The sequence below is a fragment of the Flavobacterium sp. genome (genome assembly GCF_027484945.1).
Classification (GTDB): Bacteria; Bacteroidota; Bacteroidia; order Flavobacteriales; family Flavobacteriaceae; genus Flavobacterium.
The window spans coordinates 1-19674 of sequence record NZ_JAIXRZ010000051.1 but is presented as its reverse complement, the minus strand read 5'-3'; the positions used below and the strand labels follow the sequence as shown (position 1 = coordinate 19674).

The 19674-nt window shown below is 36.9% G+C and carries 15 protein-coding genes and 1 pseudogene; 4 read left to right on the top strand and 12 right to left on the bottom strand.

What is annotated here, in order from left to right; all coding sequences use genetic code 11:
* The first annotated feature begins 1 nt into the window (after nucleotide 1).
* Nucleotides 2-2011: a M13 family metallopeptidase gene (locus Q0039_RS06755; RefSeq protein WP_297511009.1), complete on the top strand. Its 2010-nt coding sequence runs from the start codon at nucleotides 2-4 to the stop codon at nucleotides 2009-2011.
* A 42-nt stretch (nucleotides 2012-2053) separates the two neighbouring features.
* On the opposite strand, the gene Q0039_RS06750 is transcribed toward Q0039_RS06755, so the two are convergent.
* The 9 genes from Q0039_RS06750 to Q0039_RS06710 form a co-directional block, all read right to left on the bottom strand.
* A complete protein-coding gene (locus tag Q0039_RS06750) occupies nucleotides 2054-2806 on the bottom strand; it encodes an Asp/Glu racemase (RefSeq protein WP_297511007.1) in 753 nt (250 codons plus the stop codon).
* 74 nt (nucleotides 2807-2880) lie between these two features.
* Nucleotides 2881-3789: a fumarylacetoacetate hydrolase family protein gene (locus tag Q0039_RS06745; protein WP_297511005.1), complete on the bottom strand. Its 909-nt coding sequence runs from the start codon at nucleotides 3787-3789 to the stop codon at nucleotides 2881-2883.
* Nucleotides 3789-4970, bottom strand: coding sequence for a retropepsin-like aspartic protease (locus Q0039_RS06740; RefSeq protein WP_297511003.1), 1182 nt, complete (start codon nucleotides 4968-4970; stop codon nucleotides 3789-3791). Before Q0039_RS06740 ends, Q0039_RS06745 begins: the two co-directional genes overlap by 1 nt.
* Before the next feature lie 14 nt (nucleotides 4971-4984).
* Nucleotides 4985-6106 (bottom strand): cupin domain-containing protein, encoded by a 1122-nt coding sequence (locus Q0039_RS06735; protein ID WP_297511001.1) that lies wholly within the window; start codon nucleotides 6104-6106, stop codon nucleotides 4985-4987.
* A 45-nt stretch (nucleotides 6107-6151) separates the two neighbouring features.
* Nucleotides 6152-7126 carry a carbon-nitrogen hydrolase family protein gene (locus Q0039_RS06730; RefSeq protein ID WP_297510999.1) on the bottom strand — a complete coding sequence of 325 codons (975 nt, stop codon included), beginning with the start codon at nucleotides 7124-7126 and terminating at the stop codon, nucleotides 6152-6154.
* A gap of 45 nt (nucleotides 7127-7171) precedes the next feature.
* Nucleotides 7172-7591, bottom strand: coding sequence for an acyl-CoA thioesterase (locus Q0039_RS06725; RefSeq protein WP_297510997.1), 420 nt, complete (start codon nucleotides 7589-7591; stop codon nucleotides 7172-7174).
* 108 nt (nucleotides 7592-7699) lie between these two features.
* Entirely contained in the window at nucleotides 7700-9298 is a 1599-nt protein-coding gene (locus tag Q0039_RS06720) for an AMP-binding protein (RefSeq protein WP_297510995.1), read from the bottom strand.
* A 12-nt stretch (nucleotides 9299-9310) separates the two neighbouring features.
* Complete coding sequence (locus Q0039_RS06715) at nucleotides 9311-11602, bottom strand: bifunctional salicylyl-CoA 5-hydroxylase/oxidoreductase (RefSeq protein WP_297510992.1); 2292 nt, start codon at nucleotides 11600-11602, stop codon at nucleotides 9311-9313.
* A 1-nt stretch (nucleotide 11603) separates the two neighbouring features.
* On the bottom strand, nucleotides 11604-12215 hold the full coding sequence (locus Q0039_RS06710; protein WP_297510989.1) for a flavin reductase family protein: 612 nt from the start codon (nucleotides 12213-12215) through the stop codon (nucleotides 11604-11606).
* A 349-nt stretch (nucleotides 12216-12564) separates the two neighbouring features.
* On the opposite strand from Q0039_RS06710, the gene acs reads away from it, so the two are divergent.
* Complete coding sequence (acs, locus tag Q0039_RS06705) at nucleotides 12565-14475, top strand: acetate--CoA ligase (protein ID WP_297510986.1); 1911 nt, start codon at nucleotides 12565-12567, stop codon at nucleotides 14473-14475.
* A gap of 121 nt (nucleotides 14476-14596) precedes the next feature.
* Here acs and Q0039_RS06700 read toward each other — a convergent pair whose 3' ends face one another.
* The 3 genes from Q0039_RS06700 to Q0039_RS06690 all read right to left on the bottom strand — a co-directional run bounded on the left by Q0039_RS06700 (nucleotide 14597) and on the right by Q0039_RS06690 (nucleotide 18856).
* On the bottom strand, nucleotides 14597-15190 hold the full coding sequence (locus tag Q0039_RS06700) for a 3'-5' exonuclease (RefSeq protein WP_297510983.1): 594 nt from the start codon (nucleotides 15188-15190) through the stop codon (nucleotides 14597-14599).
* Nucleotide 15191: 1 nt separating this feature from the next.
* Nucleotides 15192-17105, bottom strand: coding sequence for a DUF294 nucleotidyltransferase-like domain-containing protein (locus Q0039_RS06695; RefSeq protein WP_297510980.1), 1914 nt, complete (start codon nucleotides 17103-17105; stop codon nucleotides 15192-15194).
* Between the two features lie 209 nt (nucleotides 17106-17314).
* On the bottom strand, nucleotides 17315-18856 hold the full coding sequence (locus Q0039_RS06690; RefSeq protein ID WP_297510978.1) for a DEAD/DEAH box helicase family protein: 1542 nt from the start codon (nucleotides 18854-18856) through the stop codon (nucleotides 17315-17317).
* Nucleotides 18857-19005: 149 nt separating this feature from the next.
* On the opposite strand from Q0039_RS06690, the gene Q0039_RS06685 reads away from it, so the two are divergent.
* Nucleotides 19006-19281 carry a DUF3817 domain-containing protein gene (locus tag Q0039_RS06685; RefSeq protein ID WP_297510975.1) on the top strand — a complete coding sequence of 92 codons (276 nt, stop codon included), beginning with the start codon at nucleotides 19006-19008 and terminating at the stop codon, nucleotides 19279-19281.
* Between the two features lies 1 nt (nucleotide 19282).
* Nucleotides 19283-19674: pseudogene (locus tag Q0039_RS06680) on the top strand (mechanosensitive ion channel family protein); the annotation flags it as partial.

Sequence of the window (19674 nt, the reverse complement as noted above, 5' to 3'; positions counted from 1 at the left end):
TATGAAAAAATTATTTTTTGGACTTCTTTTCGTTTTCATTCATTTGGTGAGTTGTACACCTAAAGATATACTTGATCCAATAGTTTCCCATCGAGATACAACAATAGTTGCCGGTGATGATTTCTTTTCGTATGCAAATGGAGGTTGGATTAAATCCAATCCAATTCCAGCATCAGAAAAGAGTAATGGTATTTTTCAAATTATTCAAGATACAATCAACAACCAAATCAAGTCTATATGTGAAAAAGCTGCTGATGAAGAACATAAAGTAGGCTCGAACAAGCAAAAAATAGGCGATTTTTACAGATCTGGGATGGATAGTGTGGCCATTGATCAAGTGGGAATAAAAGCATTGCAACACGAATTGAATACAATTGATGCTATTCAAGATACGCAAGCGGTATACGAAAATATGGCCCGACTACATACCCTTGGTGCAGCTCCTGGATTTGCTTTTTATGTTGGACAAGATGATAAAATAAGTTCAAAAAATGCGTTATTTCTTCAGCAAGGAGGATTAGGATTACGGCAACAAGAGTATTATTTAAATTCAGATCCGGCCTCAATGAAAATTCGCTCAGCATACGTTGCACATCTATCTAAAATACTACAATTGAGCTCAATTTCAGGTTCAGCATCTGCACTAATGAAATTAGAAACGGCATTGGCCAAACATTCACGCAAACTAGAAGCGCTTCGTGATCCACAAAAAAATTATAATAAAATGTCTATCTCCCAATTGAATACGTTAACACCACATATCAATTGGAATTTGGTTTTTCCGAAATTAAAAATTCAAAAGGTGGATTCTGTTATTGTTGGGCAACCCGAGTTTTTTAGAGGGTTAGATCAAACGTTAACTACATTTTCAGTAGCTGATTGGAAATTGTATTTGAAATGGAGTTTAGTTAACACGTATGCTGAATTTTTAGGTTCTTCAATTGAAAAACAAAATTTTTCCTTTTATGGAACAGTAATGAATGGTGTGAAAGTTCAGAAGCCAAGATGGAAACGAGTGGTTCAACAAACCGATGAATCGCTGGGTGAATTAATCGGTCAAGTTTATGTAGCTGAATATTTGCCCAAAGGGACTAAAGAAAAATTACTTGAGATTGGTAATTCGATACGTGACGTCTATGCTGAACGTATAAAAAAATTGGATTGGATGAGTGCGGAAACTAAGGTTAAGGCGCTTAGTAAACTCCAAAAAATAGTGATGAAAGTGGGTTATCCTGATCAATGGAAAGATTTATCTTCAATTACAATTGTTCCTAATGCCTATTGTCAAAATACGATGGCAATTAAAGTTTGGGAATATGACTACATGGTTAAAAAGTATGGTAAACCGGTAGATCGCAAGGAGTGGGGAATGTATCCACAAACCTATAATGCCTATTATAATCCAAGTAATAATGAAATTTGTGTTCCGGCTTGTAATATAATTGTCCCTGGATTTGAGGGAAGAATGCCCGATGATGCCGTTTTATATGGAATCATTGGCGGTTCTACATTTGGTCATGAAATTACCCACGGATTTGATGATCAAGGGAGTCAGTATGATGAAAATGGTAATTTAAACAATTGGTGGACTCCGTCGGATTATGAAAAATTTACCCAAAAAACGAAAGCCATAGTGGCACTTTTTAATCGTTTTGAAGTTGTAAATGGAAAACATGTAAATGGCGAAGCCACACAAGGTGAAAATATTGCTGATTTGGGCGGTGTTGTTATGGGATTAGAAGCGTTTAAGAAAACAAAACAATACCAAAACAATGAAAAAATTAGTGGACTTAGTCCGATAAAACGCTATTTCTTATCCTATGCTTATGCATGGATGGTCAATGCCCGCAAAGAATATTTAATGCAACAAGTGATACAGGATGTACATTCACCTGCAAAATTCAGAATTAATGGACCATTAATGAACTGTACTGAATTTTATAAAGCATTTAATGTGCAACCTGGACAAAAAATGTACCTTCCTGAAAGTGAACGTATAACAATATGGTAACGGAAAAAGCCTGAAGTAATTCAGGCTTTTTTGTTTTTATTATTAGTACTTCCCGCTTAACAATTCACCACCAATTGAAGATCGCGCTTCGATTCCTAGTTTTTTCATCATTTCGTAAGTGGTACATACCGCTGCAGAAGTTACAGGAATTCCACACTCCGCTTGAATTAAATCAATAGCTTCTAGTGAAGGCATTTGAACACATGCCGAAACTACCAAAACATCCACATCGGTTAAATCCAATTGTTTGTAGATTTCGAGCAAATTCAAAGGATTTTGAGCAGCTACTTCTAAGTTGTCTGGAATTTCTAACGCAATACTTTGCTTAACTTTTATACCTTGATGCTCTATATAGTCGACTACTTTGTCGGTTAAAGGACGCATATAAGGTGTGATAATCGAGATTTGTTGTGCGCCCAATACACGTAAACCATTAATTAATGCACCTGCTGAAGTCACAATAGGTGTAGGGAAGCCATTTGCTATAGTTTCTTGGTGCAAGTTTACTTCAGATACACAATGATAACCACGCCCCATGCTCATAATGGCTACTAGACAAGCATAGCCCATTACATCCACATGAGCGTCTGACAATTCCGTAGCGCACTTCAAGCTCATCGCATCCATTGCGGCTAATTCTTCTTGAGTGACTTTTTTCATTCGCATTCGACTGCTATGAAATGAAAAACGTTCGGACAACAAGGATTCTCTTGCTCTAAAAATCGCAGGGATTTCGGTCTCCATCGTCACATTTGATGACGGAACAATCTGCCCAATTCTATATTTTCTACTCATAATTTTATTATATTACTGAAAACCATTCTTTAAAACCGTATATAGTCTACTAATCTCTGTGTACTATTCGCTTATTAAATTTCTTTTATTGTATTAATAATCGTTCCGATTCCTTCCACAGTAGCTTCAACCACATCACCATCATGTAACCACTCTTGCGGATTTCGACCTGCACCCACACCTGCGGGTGTACCAGTTGCTATGATATCTCCCGGTTCAAGTGTAAAAACAATACTTAAATCTTCTATCAAATCGTCGATTGTAAATAAGAGGTATTGGGTGTTTGAGTTTTGTTTTTCGACTCCATTTACTTTCAAACTCAAATTCAAGTTATGTGGATTTTCAATTTCGTCCTTAGTAACCAAATAAGGACCCATAGGTGCAAAGGTGTCTTGCCCTTTCGAAACAATCCATTGTCCTTCCCGTCGGCAATCACGCGCCGAAATATCGTTGATAACTGTATAGCCAAATACATAATCCATAGCTTCTGTTTTGGGGACATACTTTCCTTTTTTTCCAATTACCACAGCTAATTCAACTTCCCAATCCAATTGCGCAGTAAGTTTAGTGTTTTTAATCACAGCAGTATTGGTTGCGGTAACTGTGGTTGGTGGTTTAGAGAAAATAATTGGTTTTTGAGGAAGTTTACCTGTGGTATCCAATGTACGGGCACTCTCGGCTACATGCTCGGTATAATTGAGTCCAATGCCAATAATATTTTTTCGAGGTCTAGGAATGGGAGCCATAAGTGTCACACTTGCAAAGGGTACACCAATTTTGGCGATATATTCCTCAGGAGTTTCTGCAATTAAGTCGTTTATTTCAGCAATGACTTCTATGCCCATATCGATAAGATCCAACATATCATTCGGTAACGGAAAATTAACAATTGCTCCAAAATCTTCCATGTCGATAATGAATTCTTGCCATAAAAATCCCAAACGGGGTTCATGATTTTGTTCAATGTAGGTAACTAGTTTCATTATTTTTTCATTTTTATTAGGACCGTTTCTCCGGCATTATTTTTAATTTCTATTTCATAATGAGTTCTCATTTTGATTTGGTTTTTTATCGCTAAAATTTCACAAACCGATAGGTTTTCCATACGGTATTCATCGATTCTAGTGATTGGATTTCCAAATTGCAATTGGTTGTTATACTGGGTATCCCAAATAACTCCCACTACTAATTTATTATCAATAATGGTAGGTGTGATGGGTGGGAGACTTTGTGTAAAATTAATTTCAGTGGGGGCTTCATAATACCATTTCTTTTTATGAAAATCTAATGTGATTTTTCCATATTGAAAAAGTTCCAATCCAACTCTTGAATTGGCATCAGCAGTAGTTAGCACCTGAAGTCCTTTGAATTTCGTATTGTTTATTTGCATTTGATTGATAGCCACGTAACGGTAAGGTGTTGGCTCTGTCTTCGCGAAAAGGCCCAATTCAGTCACACCCTTCGATTCTGCTACCGTTTTAATAATAGCATCTTTTTGAAATTCAGTATAAATTCGATCCGATAAATCATATAAACCTTCCATTCCGGTATCTAAAAGTGCAAACTCACTTCCTTTGTCTCCTTTTTCATTTTCGTGTTTAACTTGGATAAATGGAGCCATTTGCTTCCCAATTAATTGCAACGAACCGCTTTTTGATATTGGAGAAAGCGATTTAATGGTATGCGCAATACGTATTTTTTTTGCTGGAAAATCAACTTGTAGCACTGCATCTTTAAAGAAATTACTTCCAATAAAACCATCCAATTTAAAACATTGTAAAATAGGGTGATTATCCAAATCAACGACAATAGCAACGCCATTTTCAAATCGCAACGAACCAAGATGAATACTGGGAATCGGTACGATATCCATTTTTTCATTTAAATTATTTACATCGACTACATCAAGTTCCTTTTTTTTCGAAGAATTAAAAACAGTTGCGAGTCGTTTTGAAATAATATTTGGAGCCCCCGTATCTAATAGAAAGCGATAGGATTGACCCTCAATGATTACGGGAATAATTATTTTTCCGTGAAGTAATTCAAAATCAATTACTTCTAAATATTCGCGTTGAACAATTTTTCCAGCGTCTAATTTGAAATCTTGTGCGAAAATTAGTTTAACACTTAAAAAAAGTAACGCAATCAGTACCCTTTTTTTCATTTTTGTATACTTCCTTAAATTGAGAAATTCAGAGGTTGGTTGCCGTTGTTTTCTGTATATATTCGGTCTTGATATAATCCTAGTCCCTCTATCACAGGTAAATCATTAAAATGAAATAAGCATGCATCCTCAGTGTCGGAAGCGTTGTGATGTTCGTGCCAAGCCCATGATGGGACGCAGAAGATATCCCGTTCTTTCCAGTCGTAACGTTTACCGTTAATTATTGAGTAGCCAGTTCCTTTGGCACATTGGTAAACAAAAGAACCAGTATGTTTATGAGCTTTTCCTTTATATCCTTTTGGCAACAATTGCATAGCGGCACTCATCGTTTGCATAACATGGCCACCCGTCAAGGGATTACTGTAACGCATATGAATGCCATCAAAGGGATCGATTGGATTCACGTCTAATGCCTCTAACAAAGCAGGATATACATTACTCCATGAGTATTTAAATAGGGGAGAATAGGGTTTGTCCCATTGTACATCAGCTGGAATGAGTCCGACACCACTATAGGTTTTCGGTGAATAATTTAACGGAACATCTACAGGTTGTTTCCCATCAAAAACCGCATAATCATTAGCTTCCAAAGCATTCACTAAAGGAATGTCTAAACCATCTTGCCAAATACATGTTTGGCCATCAGCTTCTACACCATGCTCATGCCAAGTTGAATTGGGAGTAATAACAAAATCATTTACCTCCAACATAATTTTATTACCATCAACTACGGTATATCCTTTACTGCCTTCCATAATAAAACGTAGAGCAGATGCACGATGGCGGTGCGCCGAAGTCGATTCTCCTGGGCGTGTTACTTGAATCCCTGTATAGAGCCAACCAACAGCTGCAGAAACGTCTTTGCGCTTTTCATTAACCAAATAAACTACACGTCGACCGGCTTGCTCTGGAGTAACCAATTCACTCGATTTGAGAACAAGCGCGCGTAAGTCTTCATATTTCCAAAGCATCGGAACCGAATTGGAACGCGGTTCCCAGGGTTCGATATCATTAGCAACGGTCCATAAGGCACCGGCACCTAAAGCTTCGAGATCTTTATAATAGGCTTCGAGTTCGGGGGTGTCACTAACGCGCGCCCGTCCGTATACATCATCTGAATAATTGGTATCTTCCATTTTATTAACTACTAATCTGTTAGTTATCTAATTAGTTGTACTCTTTTATGTTTCCTTTTCGTTATTTTCTACAAATGTAATTTTACGCGTTGGGGCAATATTTACCCGTAAATCAAAAATATCAAAACGGTTGTAATGCCCTAAAATATCGTGCATTTGTTTCGGTTGTATGCATTTAGATAAATCAATATCCGCATAGACAATACCTTCCTCATCGATTAATGGAGTACCGATTACTGCTCCATTTGGACCAATAAATCCGGAAAAAGCCGAGCTTTTACGATCCAATAGTGCATCTATATTGGGAACATCGCCCCGAAGGGCATCTTTGATTTCTTGCGATATGGTTGAACAAGAAACGATAGTGAAAAGTTTTCCTTCAAACGAATGTGCTGCAGCCCGAATTTTAATTGCCTCGGCCATATCATAATCGGGAGGAGCAACAGGAAGGGAAATGTAATTGGCAATATGGACTAATTCTCCTTGTGACAGTAACGTAAAACGGGCTAACGTATTGGTGTTTTCACCACAGGCCAAAGTGCCAAGTGGGCCTACAGCAGTGTCATAAACTTTTAAGGTTGAACCGTCACCAGAACTCCACGTTAATTTTTCTGCCCATGTTGGTACCAGCTTACGATGACGTCCAATAACTGTTCCTTGATTATCAATGATTAAATTGGTATTGTAAATTTCTCCATAACTCAATCCACGTTCATTAATACCAATAACAATATGCATATTAAACTCTCGGGCGGCTTGGTACAACGGTTGCATTTCGGGATCGTCAATGGCTACTGCATTACGGTATAATTTTTCATACCATGTGCTGCCTTGAACGGGTGTCATAATCCAGTTCCAATAGGGGTAACCGGCTATAAATACTTCAGGAAATGCAATAAGTGTTGCACCATTTTGATGTGCTTCTTTAATACAATTTACCGCTTTGTCGACTGTTGCCGAAACTTTGAGATATACAGGTGCCGTTTGAACTGTTGCGGCTTTAAACTTTTTAAATTCCATAATGCTAAATAATGCTACTGATTAAATTTGTAAAATCGGACGAATTTACAGTAAATAGAGTTCAATTTTTGACTTCATTGTTTCGTTAAAAGCTTCCGAACTAATACTATGGCGGTCTTCCGCGATTTTCACGTTAACTAGGGTAACTTCGCCTTCTAAGACCGTTTTTTGTTGCGCATTTTCAAATCGAAATCCACAAAGAATTGAAGAATTTCGGAGCTCTTTCACCCATAAATGCTTGATTAGCGTTTCACCTAATCGTGCTGGATTTTTAAATTGAATTTTTAAGTCAACCGTTGGAATACCATGCGTTTCGTGCATCTGTTGGAACGGACGTTCAAGCGCTTCTTCAAACCAATCTTCGACCAAGGCATTGAGCATTTCGAGAAACCGAGGATAGAATACAATTCCTGCATAGTCGATATGTTGAAAACGAATTTTCTCTTCTTTTGTAAAATAATTCATACTTGTTTTATTTAAAAACTAACCTGCTTTGTATTGCATGAAAGTGAAAGGGTACGATTGGTTTAAATTTAATATTGTCTATGAAAAAATAAACCATTCAAATATACATTATTCGCTGCTTTTAAGTTTGAATCGTTGAATTTTTCCGGTTTCAGTTTTAGGTAAGGAGGCTACAAAATGAATGACTCTAGGGTACTTGTATGGTGCAGCTACTTCTTTGAACCACTGTTGGATAGTTAGTTTTAACGCATCAGAAGCTTTAAATGATTCTTTTACTACAATATAGGCACAAACCAACATCCCGCGTTCTTCATCAGGAAGTCCAACTACCGCACATTCGGCTATCGCTTCATTGGTGAGCAATACACTTTCTACTTCAATTGCTGCAATATTGTATCCGGATGAAATAATCATATCATCTCCGCGTGCAACAAACCAATAATACCCTTCTTCATCCTTTCTGAAAAGATCACCGGTAATATTCCAGCCGTATTGAACATATTCTAACTGTTTTTCGGGACGATTCAAGTATTTGCAACCGGTTATTCCACGAACCGCTAATCGACCCGAAGATCCATCCGTAATTTCATTTCCTTCTTCATCGATAATTTTAGCTTCGTATCCTGTAATTGGTAATCCCGTAGCTCCGGGTTTCATATTAGATTCGTTTGAAGAAATAAAAATATGCAGCATTTCTGTTGCACCGATTCCGTCAATAATTTTTAGTCCGGTAGCCTCATACCAATCTTGCCATACATTTAAAGGGAGTGTTTCTCCAGCCGATACACATTTGCGAAGGCTTGAAATGTCGTAGGCTTTTACTTTTCCTGTAATTACCCGCCAAGCCGTTGGTGCAGTAAAACAGATTGTGATTTTAAAATCTTGTATCGCTTGTAAAAGCAAATCAGGACTAGGTTTTTCAATAAGAAAAGTTGATGCACCGTAATATAAAGGAAATAAAACTAACCCTCCCAAACCAAAGGTAAAACCAATGGGCGGACTGCCAACAAATAGATCTTCCGGTGTTGGTTGAAGCGAGTAGGAGGGAAATGCTTCACAAATAGTGAGGATATCTTTATGAAAGTGTGCCGTCATTTTAGGTAAACCTGTCGTGCCCGAAGTAAATCCTATCAAAGCAACACTTTCAGCATGTGCGTGGTAATTTTCAAAAACGGGTTGGTATTGAGCCATTAACGTTTCCAATTGTCCATTTCCAAAATAACATACCGATTGAAGATGATCAGACGTAACTAAATGCATATCGTCTTCTAAATCAGCTGCGCACAAGGCATGCGTAATTTCGGCACATGAAACTAGGGTAGTGAGTTCCTTGGAGCGCAAGAGTGGCATAGTAGCCACAACAATTCCACCGGCTTTTAAGATGGCAAACCAACAAGCAACCATCATGGGGTTGTTGGCTGATCGAATTAACACGCGATTGCCTGATTGGAGTCCAAAGTCGTTAACCAAAACTTGCGCAATTTGATTGCTTTTTTCATATAGGTCTTGGTATGTCCAACGCGATTCAAAAGTTTGTAGACACAAGTTTTGGCCGCGTCCTTCGCGAATATGGTGGTCCAATAAACGATCCACACAATTGCATATTTCAGGTTGTTGAAATTGGGGTAAATCTAAAAATGAATACCCCGGCTGAGCCTCAATTTTGGGCAAATAATCATGAGCAAACGAATCAATGTACTGTTTCATGATAGTAGTATATTATTTTTTATTACTCTTTGGTTTCAAAGCGCGTTTCATGTTTTCTAACTGTTTTCGCTCAGTTGTTTGAAAGGGATACAAATGTGAGGTGCCTGCAAAATAGGTCTCTGGAATATCTGCTGGTCGGTAATTTTCATAAGCTTGCGCATTGCGAACAAAATACGGATCCAATAAAAGGGGACGTCCTAAGGCTACTAAATCAGCACGCCCATTCAACAAAATTGTATTGATTTGATCAATATTTTGAATAGAACCGGCGGTGATTGTTGGAATATGAACGGTGTTGCGAATAACATCTGAAAAAGGAGTTTGCCACATTCGACCCACTACAGGTTTCTGATAAGCAACGGTATTACCTGTCGAAACATTGATGACATCAACTCCAGCTAATTTAAAGGCATTGGCAATAAAAACAACATCGGCTTCTGAAATTCCGCCTTCAGCCCAATCGCATGCTGAAATACGAACTGACATGGGTTTATCCTTTGGGAATTCGGCGCGCATGGCTTTAAAAACTTGTAAAGGAAACTTTAAACGATTTTCAATACTTCCACCAAATTCGTCTGTACGGGTATTGGTTAAAGGCGATAGAAATGAAGCCAGTAAAAATCCGTGATGCGCTTGAAGTTCAATTAAATCAAATCCAGCTAAAGTTGCATTTTTGGTCGCTTGAATAAATTGATGGGTTATGGTCGCCATATCAGTCACAGAAAGTGCTCTTGGGGTCGGCATTTTTTCAGAAAATGCAATCGCAGAAGCCGCAACCAATTCCCATGGGTTTTCTATAGGTTCGTTGGAACCCAGGCTTGGTCGTTTTGTGGCTCCTTTTGGTCCCGAATGGCCCAGTTGAATTCCTATTTTTGTAGCGGTATTTTGATGAATAAAATCGGTAATTCGCTTCCAATTTGTGATTTGATTTTCGGTGTAAATCCCAGCACAATCTGGAGTAATACGACCCGTATCAGAAATGGCGGTCATTTCAGTAAGAATTAACCCCACACCTCCAATGGCACGCGAAGTATAATGTTGAAAATGCCAATCGTTAACTTCCCCTTGATTAGCTCGGTATTGTCCCATGGGAGCCATCACAATTCGATTAATCAATTCAAGATCATGTAATTTGAATGGACTAAAAGCAGCCGGAATTGCTCCTGTAGTTGAATTGTGATTGTATTCTGCTAATACTTTATGGGTAAACGATTGATCACGAATGAACAGGTTTTCAAACGTTACTTTTTTAGAACGCGTCATACACCCGAAGGCAAATTGATAAAAAGGGTGTTGCATATGACGGTCCATTTGTTCAAACCAATCCAATGAAACCGTTGCGGCATATTGAATCATTTCTACCGTATTTCGACGCGTTTGTTCATATTGCTTAAAAGCGGCTTGAATATTGGTGGGGTTGGCTATTACAGCATCTGAGAGGGCAATAGCACAATCCATGGCCAGTTTTGTTCCAGATCCAATAGAGTAGTGGGCTGTCGCTTTGGCATCTCCAAGCAACACGATGTTTTTGTGATACCAATTTTCATTGGTTACATGGGGAAATTGCCGCCAATGCGACTTATTTGAAATTAATTTGTGACCTTCTAATTCTTCTTTGAAAAGCGATTCAATTTTTGCAATTGTATCGGCCTCATTGGTGATTTCAAATCCTATTTTTTCCCATGTCGAATGGGTGCATTCAAATATCCAAGTACTCATTCCAGGTTCATATTGGTAGGAATGTGCCACTATAGTTCCATAGGGCGTAGAGCGGAAAAAATACGTGAAAGCATCGAGTGGTTTGGTCGAACCTAACCACACAAAACGATTGCTTTTTAGTTCGACTTTTGTCCCAAAAACTTCATTAAATTGGGTTCGAATAGCACTGCCAATTCCATCAGAAGCCACTAGTATATCTGAATCGGAAAATTGACTTAAATCGTCTACATTTTGTTCAAAATGCAACCGAATTCCTTCCTCTTGGCAACGTTGGTGTAGAAGTTTTAAAAGTGTTTTTCGCGAACACCCACAAAAACCATTTCCTGCGATACGCACTTCTTGGCCGTCGCGCGCGATGATGATATCATCCCAATATGCAAAGTTTGTTCGTATTAGCTCATACGACTCCATATCGCGTTTCAAAAACTCACCCAACGTTTCATCAGAGAAAACAACGCCAAAACCGAAACTATCATCGGGTCGGTTCCGTTCATAGATATCGATTTCACAGTTGGGCATTGCTTTTTTTGTAAGTATCGAAAAATAGAGTCCGCCCGGACCACCACCAATTACAGTAATTTTCATCTTAAGTATTGCGTTTAATAGTAAATAATTCGCCCAATTTAGAGTAATTAGCACCACCTAAACGTGCTACCGGTTTATAGGTTTCCAAATTGATTTTATAATTATCGAGAAGTACTTCATCTGCATAATGCATCATCACAATCCGTCCAATGATTACGCAAGCTCCTCCCTGTTGATGTCCTTCTAAAAAATAATGGTGAGCAAGTTCGCATTCCAAATGAATTGGACTTTCTTGAACTCGCATTGGTTTTACTTTAACCGAGGAAATGGGTGTAACGCCTGCATGCAAAAACTCATCAATTTCGGGTGGTAATTTATCCGATGTAGCATTCATTTGTTCGACTACCGATTCGGTTACCATATTCACCACGAATTGTTGTGTTGTCAATACATTGTTTAAAGTGTCTTTATTGGTATGGTTATCACGTCGTGTTGAAAATACCACATGCGGAGGGTCATCCCCCAACAAGTTAAAATACGAAAAAGGAGCTAGATTATTAACTCCGTTGGTATCAATTGTTGATATCCATCCAATAGGGCGGGGGATAATAGTGCCGGTTAACAACTTGTAAATTGCGGATTGTTCCAGGGTTTCAGGATCAAATTGCATCATAAAAAATTTCATACAAGATAATAAAATCGACCGAAAAAAAAGCATTTTAATTGATCCGTTTGATTTTGACGTAAGTTATTTATAATCAGTATTTTTTACAACATCTTTACCTAAATACCCGCTTTTTCTTCGGGATGTAATTAAAATAATTGTGATGATAAATAGTGAACAAATGAGAAAACGGATCGAAAATAGAGTGTATAAATTGGGCATTGGGGTTCAAAAGCAAGTGGGTAAAGATTTTATTCGATTAAAGACCATTTTATATTGTGAACATTTTGAAATCAAAAAAATAAATATAAAAATACAAGATTGGCTATATTTACCTATTCAAATAAAATGACACATCATGGGAGATTATCGCATAAAAAATCTGGAACATTATTTCAAAATGTATAAGAAATCCATTCGGAATCCCCGAAAGTTTTGGAGTAAAATTGCCGATAAAAATTTTTTGTGGGATCAGAAATGGGATAAAGTTCTTGAATTTGATATGCTAGAAGCCGATTTCAAATGGTTTGTCAATGCAAAAGTTAACATAACCACTAATTGCATCGATCGCCATTTAGCTGAACGCGGAGAAAAGCCAGCAATACTCTTTGAACCCAACGACCCTAATGAGCCATCAGAAACAATTTCATATACTGATTTGTATCATCGTGTAGCGCGTTTGGCCAATGTGCTTCGTGATCAAGGAATTCAAAAAGGTGACCGGGTTTGTATTTATCTTCCTATGATTCCCGAATTGGCTGTAGCGGTTTTAGCTTGTGCACGCATCGGTGCTATTCATTCGGTCGTTTTTGCTGGATTTTCAGCGGCTGCTGTAGCTGTACGAATACAAGATTGCGAAGCGAAAATGGTGCTCACTTCAGATGGGGGCTATCGCGGTGATAAAATCATCAACCTTAAATCCATTATCGATGAAGCCCTCGAAAAATGTCCTACGGTTGAAACTGTTTTAGTGGTACGTCGAACCAATCAGACTGTAGTTATGAAACGAGGTCGCGACTTATGGTTGCAGCCGTTAGTCGATAAAGCTAGCCCCACCAATGTTGCCGAAATTATGGATGCCGAAGACCCTTTGTTTATTCTATATACTTCGGGATCAACAGGAAAACCCAAAGGAATGTTGCATACTACAGCTGGGTATATGGTTTATACGGCCTACACGTTTAAAAATGTGTTTAATTATGAAGCGGATGACGTTTTTTGGTGTACTGCTGATATCGGCTGGATTACAGGACATTCCTACAGTGTATACGGACCTCTGTTAAATGGCGCAACGACGGTACTTTTTGAAGGAATTCCTTCATATCCAAATTTTAGTCGTTTCTGGGAAGTGATTGAAAAACATAACGTTAATCAATTTTATACGGCTCCAACTGCAATTCGCGCTTTGGCCAAAGAAAGTTTAGATTTTGTACAAAAGTTTTCGTTAGCCTCGTTAAAAGTAATTGGGTCGGTAGGAGAACCCATAAATGAAGAAGCGTGGCATTGGTATAATGATCATGTCGGTGGAAAACGGTGTCCTTTGGTTGATACATGGTGGCAAACTGAGACAGGAGGGATCATGATCGCGCCGATTCCATTTGTAACTCCTACAAAGCCGACGTATGCATCATTACCGCTACCCGGAATTCAGCCAGCATTAATTGATGAATCTCGAAACGAAATTGAAGGTAATCAAGTGTCAGGAAGTTTATGTATTACATTTCCTTGGCCAAGTATTGCGCGAACAATATGGGGTGATCACCAACGGTATAAGGATACTTATTTTACGATGTTCCTAGGTAAATATTTTACAGGTGATGGCGCTTTACGCGATGAAGTGGGTTACTATCGTATTACGGGACGTATCGATGATATTATTATTGTTTCGGGACATAATTTGGGAACTGCCCCAATAGAGGATGCAATTAACGAACACCCCGCTATTGCTGAAAGTGCAATTGTTGGATTCCCACACGATATTAAAGGAAATGCCTTGTATGGATTTGTTATTTTAAAAGAAACCGGGGTTAGCCGAAATCATGATGACTTAGCAAAAGAGATTAATCAGTTAATTTCGGATCAAATCGGTCCGATTGCTAAATTGGATACGATTCAGTTTGTGAGTGGACTACCAAAAACTCGATCAGGTAAAATTATGCGGCGAATTCTCCGGAAGATTGCTGAAGGTGATTATACTAATTTTGGTGATATTTCTACCTTATTGAATCCAGAAATTGTAGAAGAAATCAAAAACAACCGTTTGGTATAGTTTTATGATTTTAATATATTGAAAAACAATTAATTAATATTGTTTACCTCTACTTATAATCTATATTGATTAAAGGGCTGTTTTTTTGAATGATTCGTAGCTTAGCCAATGAAATAGCGGGTTAAAACCCTAACTTAGATTTGAGTTTTAAAAAGAGTAGTGCGATGGTATAGGTATCATCAATTGCTGAAACTAACTCGGTCTTTTGTAGCTTATATTGTGTTGCCATGTCATCTAATGCTAAAGATTTGTCTGAAATATCATGTAATTTTTTATACATGATTTCGATATCCAGCGCTTCATTTCGAAGACGTCCACAGCCTAATTTTTCCAAAGCTACATTTAAAAGTTCTACGTCGAAATAGGTGCGATGTCCCACTAAAACCGCATTGTCTATAAATTGAATAAATTTTTCTATCGCAGCAGGTTCAGCCAACTTTGGCAGCAAACTTTCCGTTATTAAGTCAGGTTGTATTCCGTTATCGTGCAAATGTTTGTATTGAGGAATAGCAATTTCAAAGGCATCACCGATAATGATTTGATTATTAGCAATTGCAATGGCTCCAATGGATAGAATTACATCTTTATTTGGGTTTAACCCCGTCGTTTCTAGTGAAAAAGCAACATAACGGTTCGATTTCTTTTCAAATTTCGAACTGTATTCTTTCCAGAAAACAGGGTAATCGCTATTGATTTTTTTAAGCCAATCCAGCATATTAGGAAAATTGTGTAAGTTGGAATGTGTCTTTAATAAGTTCTTCTAATTCGCGCATCGGACCCAATGCGTTTTTTAATTTCTCGCGATCGATTTTATTTATTTCATTGAGATCCAAATACTGTCCGTCGGTGTCATTTTTCAAACCTTCAATAGTTCTGAAACGAATAAGCTCTATATATGCATTAGCACAATTGAGATAAATTTCAGCATGTTTTGGATCAACAATGGCCAAGTGTTTAAACCGTTGGTACGTTCCATTGATGCCTTTAACCGTATTACTCATAGCAAATAACCGTGCACCATCAACTAAAGGCATAATCCCTCGGTTTTTGATATCAAACTTTCCTTTTTGTTCCCCGTCTTCTTCGGTATTCAGTTTTTTAAAGAAATTTAATGCTTGGGGTTTGTGCAAAGCGTCGTTGCCTAAATAATCAAAGAAAAGAACGTTGTTTTTAGTGTTTTTAAAAAGGGTTTCCGTTATACTATCTTCTATTTTTTGCTCTCCAATGGCCAACTCATAATCAAAAAATATACTGCTAATTTCATTTGATTTTTCACCTGGAGTATTCATCCAATTATTGTATTGTTTTACCCAATCTGTCAATGACTTACACCAAAGAATATTACTAGCCATATGTTGATTAGGACAGGATTTAAAACCAACGTTTTCTAAAGTAAGGGTAACCTTTTTGGCTAAACGAATAAAGTAATCTTTGGTTTCACGATATTTATCAGCAGGTACGTCTTCAAAAATCAGAATACTATCCTGATCGGAAGCGAGCAATTGTTCTTTTCTACCTTGACTTCCAATACATAACCAAGCATAACGGGCTGGGGGGGAACCCAATTCTAAAATAGCCAATTCGATAGCGCGTTTAACGATTGCTAACGTAATTTCGCCCGCAATACTGCTAATATGGGTAAGGGGAATAGTTCGATTTAGTGACGATTGAATAATTTCAGTAAGTTTATTCCGAACTATTTTTAATTCTTTTGCTGTAGTAGCTTTTTTGATTTCTTTCACTAAAACACCAGGGTTATTGGCTTGTGCAACAACCAAATCGTGTTCAGAAATAACCCCTTTAACTTCAGATTTATCGGTGCCATCCAAAGTAACACAAAGGTGCGTAACTCCCTGTTTGAGCATCACTAATTGTGCTTCGGCAACAGAAATGTTTTCATTTACCGTTGGTACCGGTGCATTCATTAACGTTGCAATAGCTGCAGATGCCGGTATTCGACCAGTCGCTATTTTAGCGCGAAAATCGGAATCGGTTACAATGCCAATAGGGTAACTTTGGTCGGTAACAATGGCGTTGTCAAATAAATTGTCGGTCATTAATTGTGCAACATCGCGAATACTAGTAGAACTGCCAACACGCAACGGATTACGATTATAGGACAATGCTTGAAAATAAAGCAAATCCGACTGATTTTCATTAAAAGCCACCGTATCAGAAATAAGGCCTTTGGCCTGTTTATCCGCTTGATTTTTGGAATTGGTAGCGAAACTTTCTAATAAAAAATTTAAAACCTCCTGATTTTTTGATACATACGGTTTAAAAGTAGCAATTGGAACCGCATAAACAATACAATCTTCTTTTGCCTTAGCGGTCATTTGATAATTGTTTTTAGCGAAAAAAGGACGTAATCCAAATATATCTCCGGCGAAGCATTTATTCAACAACAGATCATCGGCATCAGAAACTACCATTAAATGAATACTTCCTGAAGCAACAACATAGAAAGAATCATGTAATGCATCATTGATTTGAAAAAGCGATTTGTTTTTTTCAAGCGTTAAGACACGAACTGTTGCAGCAATTTTTACCAAATCTTCATAAGGCAAAAAATTAAACGGTTCATATGCATTTAAAAAATCTGCTATACGTTGCGCGAATACCGTACTCATAAAATTCATTCATCAATCAAAATACAAATTTAGAAAACAAAACGGGAGAAAGAAGTTATATTAAAGACATTAAACAACAACTTATAAACAAGTTTATTCTAACATTTTCTATTTTACATAATATAAATTATGGTTTATTAATTTTAACGTAAAACCTAATCAATATTTGTTTCATTTTGCTAAAATACAGTTATTTATAAGTTTTAATGTTAATCTTCGGCTATTAATTTTTCACGCATCTTTTTACTTGTAGCTACCATAAGTTTTTCCTTATAATCTTCTATTAACCATAATCGGTAATTTTTGGTTGTATTACCTAATAAGACACAATATTGACGAACACGGTATTCAATATCATCGGCTAATTCTTTGGTTAAAAATTTTGCTTCAATTTGGGTCTCCGTATTTTCTACACAAATACGCGCGTGTTGTTCAATGGATTTCTCGATTACGGTTTTGGCTTTAAGATTATTTTTAACGGTAAATTTAAATTCTTCATGAACATCAAATTCAAAGTCAGTTGCTTTGGTTTTAGCGAATTTCAAACGTAATTCGGGAGGCATTTCGTATTTGAAGTTACTTTCAATTTCTGCATCATCACGTAGACTTGCCAAATAAAATTCAGGTGCTTTAAAAATATGTTGCCAATCGACTGGGCTATCCCACAAGCCAAACCGAAGGGCATTATTTCCCAAATCGATAATGGTAAATTCTTCTTTATCGGGCATTCGTCGTGAACCACGACCAATCATTTGAAAATATAACGTAATTGATTTTGTTGCTCGGTTTAAGATGATGCTTTCTACTGTAGGCTCGTCAAACCCCGTTGTTAAAATACTCACCGATGTGAGGATTGCATCGGGTGTCTTTTTAAACCACTTTAAAATTTGCTTCCGCTCATCGTTGGGTGTTGTATTATCTAAATGACGGATATTAAGATTCGCTTTTTTAAAGGTTTCATATACGTATAAAGAAGTATTAATCCCATTATTAAAAATCAACGTTTTCTTTCCCATTGATTTTTCCATATACGCATACAATAATTTTTCTTGCATCATCAAATTGGAATATAATTCATCCGATGATTTCACGGTATAATCACCGTTAATCCCAACTTTTAATGAGGTAAGTCCTACATTATAGCTGTAGGTTGTGGCTTTGGCTAAGTATTTTTTTTCGATTAGATTTTTTATCGTATCTCCTACAATGAGTTCGTTGTAATTTTGATACATTGGCAATTTTACATTTGAACTTAATGGTGTTGCTGTAACCCCAAGAATAAAGGAATCTTTGAATGAACTAAAAAGTTTTCGGAACGAATTAAAATGGGCTTCATCAACAATTACTAATCCAACATCGTGTATAGCTAATTTTTTATCGTTGAGTCGGTTTTTTAGCGTTTCAACCATTGCCACAAAACATGAATATTCTTCCTGGTCGGGTAATTCTTTTATGTCGCTATTAATAATTTTGTTTTTAACGCTAAATGCCGAAAGCATTTTAGAAGTTTGTTTACACAACTCAATACGGTGTGTAAGTACCACTACTTTTTTCTTGTGTTTTTCTAGGTAACGTCTAGTTATTTCAGAAAATATTACGGTTTTACCTCCACCTGTTGGTAATTGATACAGCAAATGGTAATTGGAGGGTGCATGATCTAATCGTTCGAAAATCGAATCAATATCCCGAATTTGGTAATCGTAGAGTTCCTTCCGATCTGTTAACGCATCAAAAAGCCTTAATTTTGCCATTCAAAAATGAAATTTTGCAAAAATAACTCCAAAAAAGAAAGAGAACCTAATTTTTAACACAAAACTATTTTGAACTTGTGAACAATTTTAATTTAATTTCAAGAAAAGTTTCCAATTGGATTTCTAATTTTGCATAAAACCAATCAATTATGACTAAACTTTTTCGTTACGTTGCCTTTCTGGAAGGTCTTTCCTATTTGGCTTTGTTTGCCAACATGTTTATTGTTAAAAATTATGATATTGAATTGTATAAAAGTATATTAAAACCTTTGGGAATGACTCATGGACTATTGTTTATAGCTTATGTGTATTTAGCCTTCATGATTCGTGAAAAACAAGCGTGGAGTTGGTTTGATTTACTTCTAGTTCAATTGGCTTCCCTCCTACCATTTGGCACTTTTATGATGGAAAAGAAGTATTTTTAAGATGCATCAAAAACTGGAACAACTATTCGGCTGGCTCTATCCATTTTTGAAAAAAATCGGACTAGGCGATACTCTTGCATCCTACTTCAGTTTGCTTTTCAATATGGCTGAAATGATTTTTATAGCCTATGTTATATACATCATATTCCGTCTGTTTTTGGTCACATTTATGGCGTTGATCGCCAAAAAAACAAAAACCAATTTTGATGATTTATTGATTAGCAATAAAACTGCAAAATACATTTCCTATTTAATTCCTTTTCTATTCATCTACAAATCTGTTCCAATAATTTTAAATCAGTATGTGTATTGGGAAGCTTTTTTTGGAAAAATCGTTGGAATTTATATCGTGGTTTTGACCTTATGGATTATACGAAGTGTACTCAAATCGAT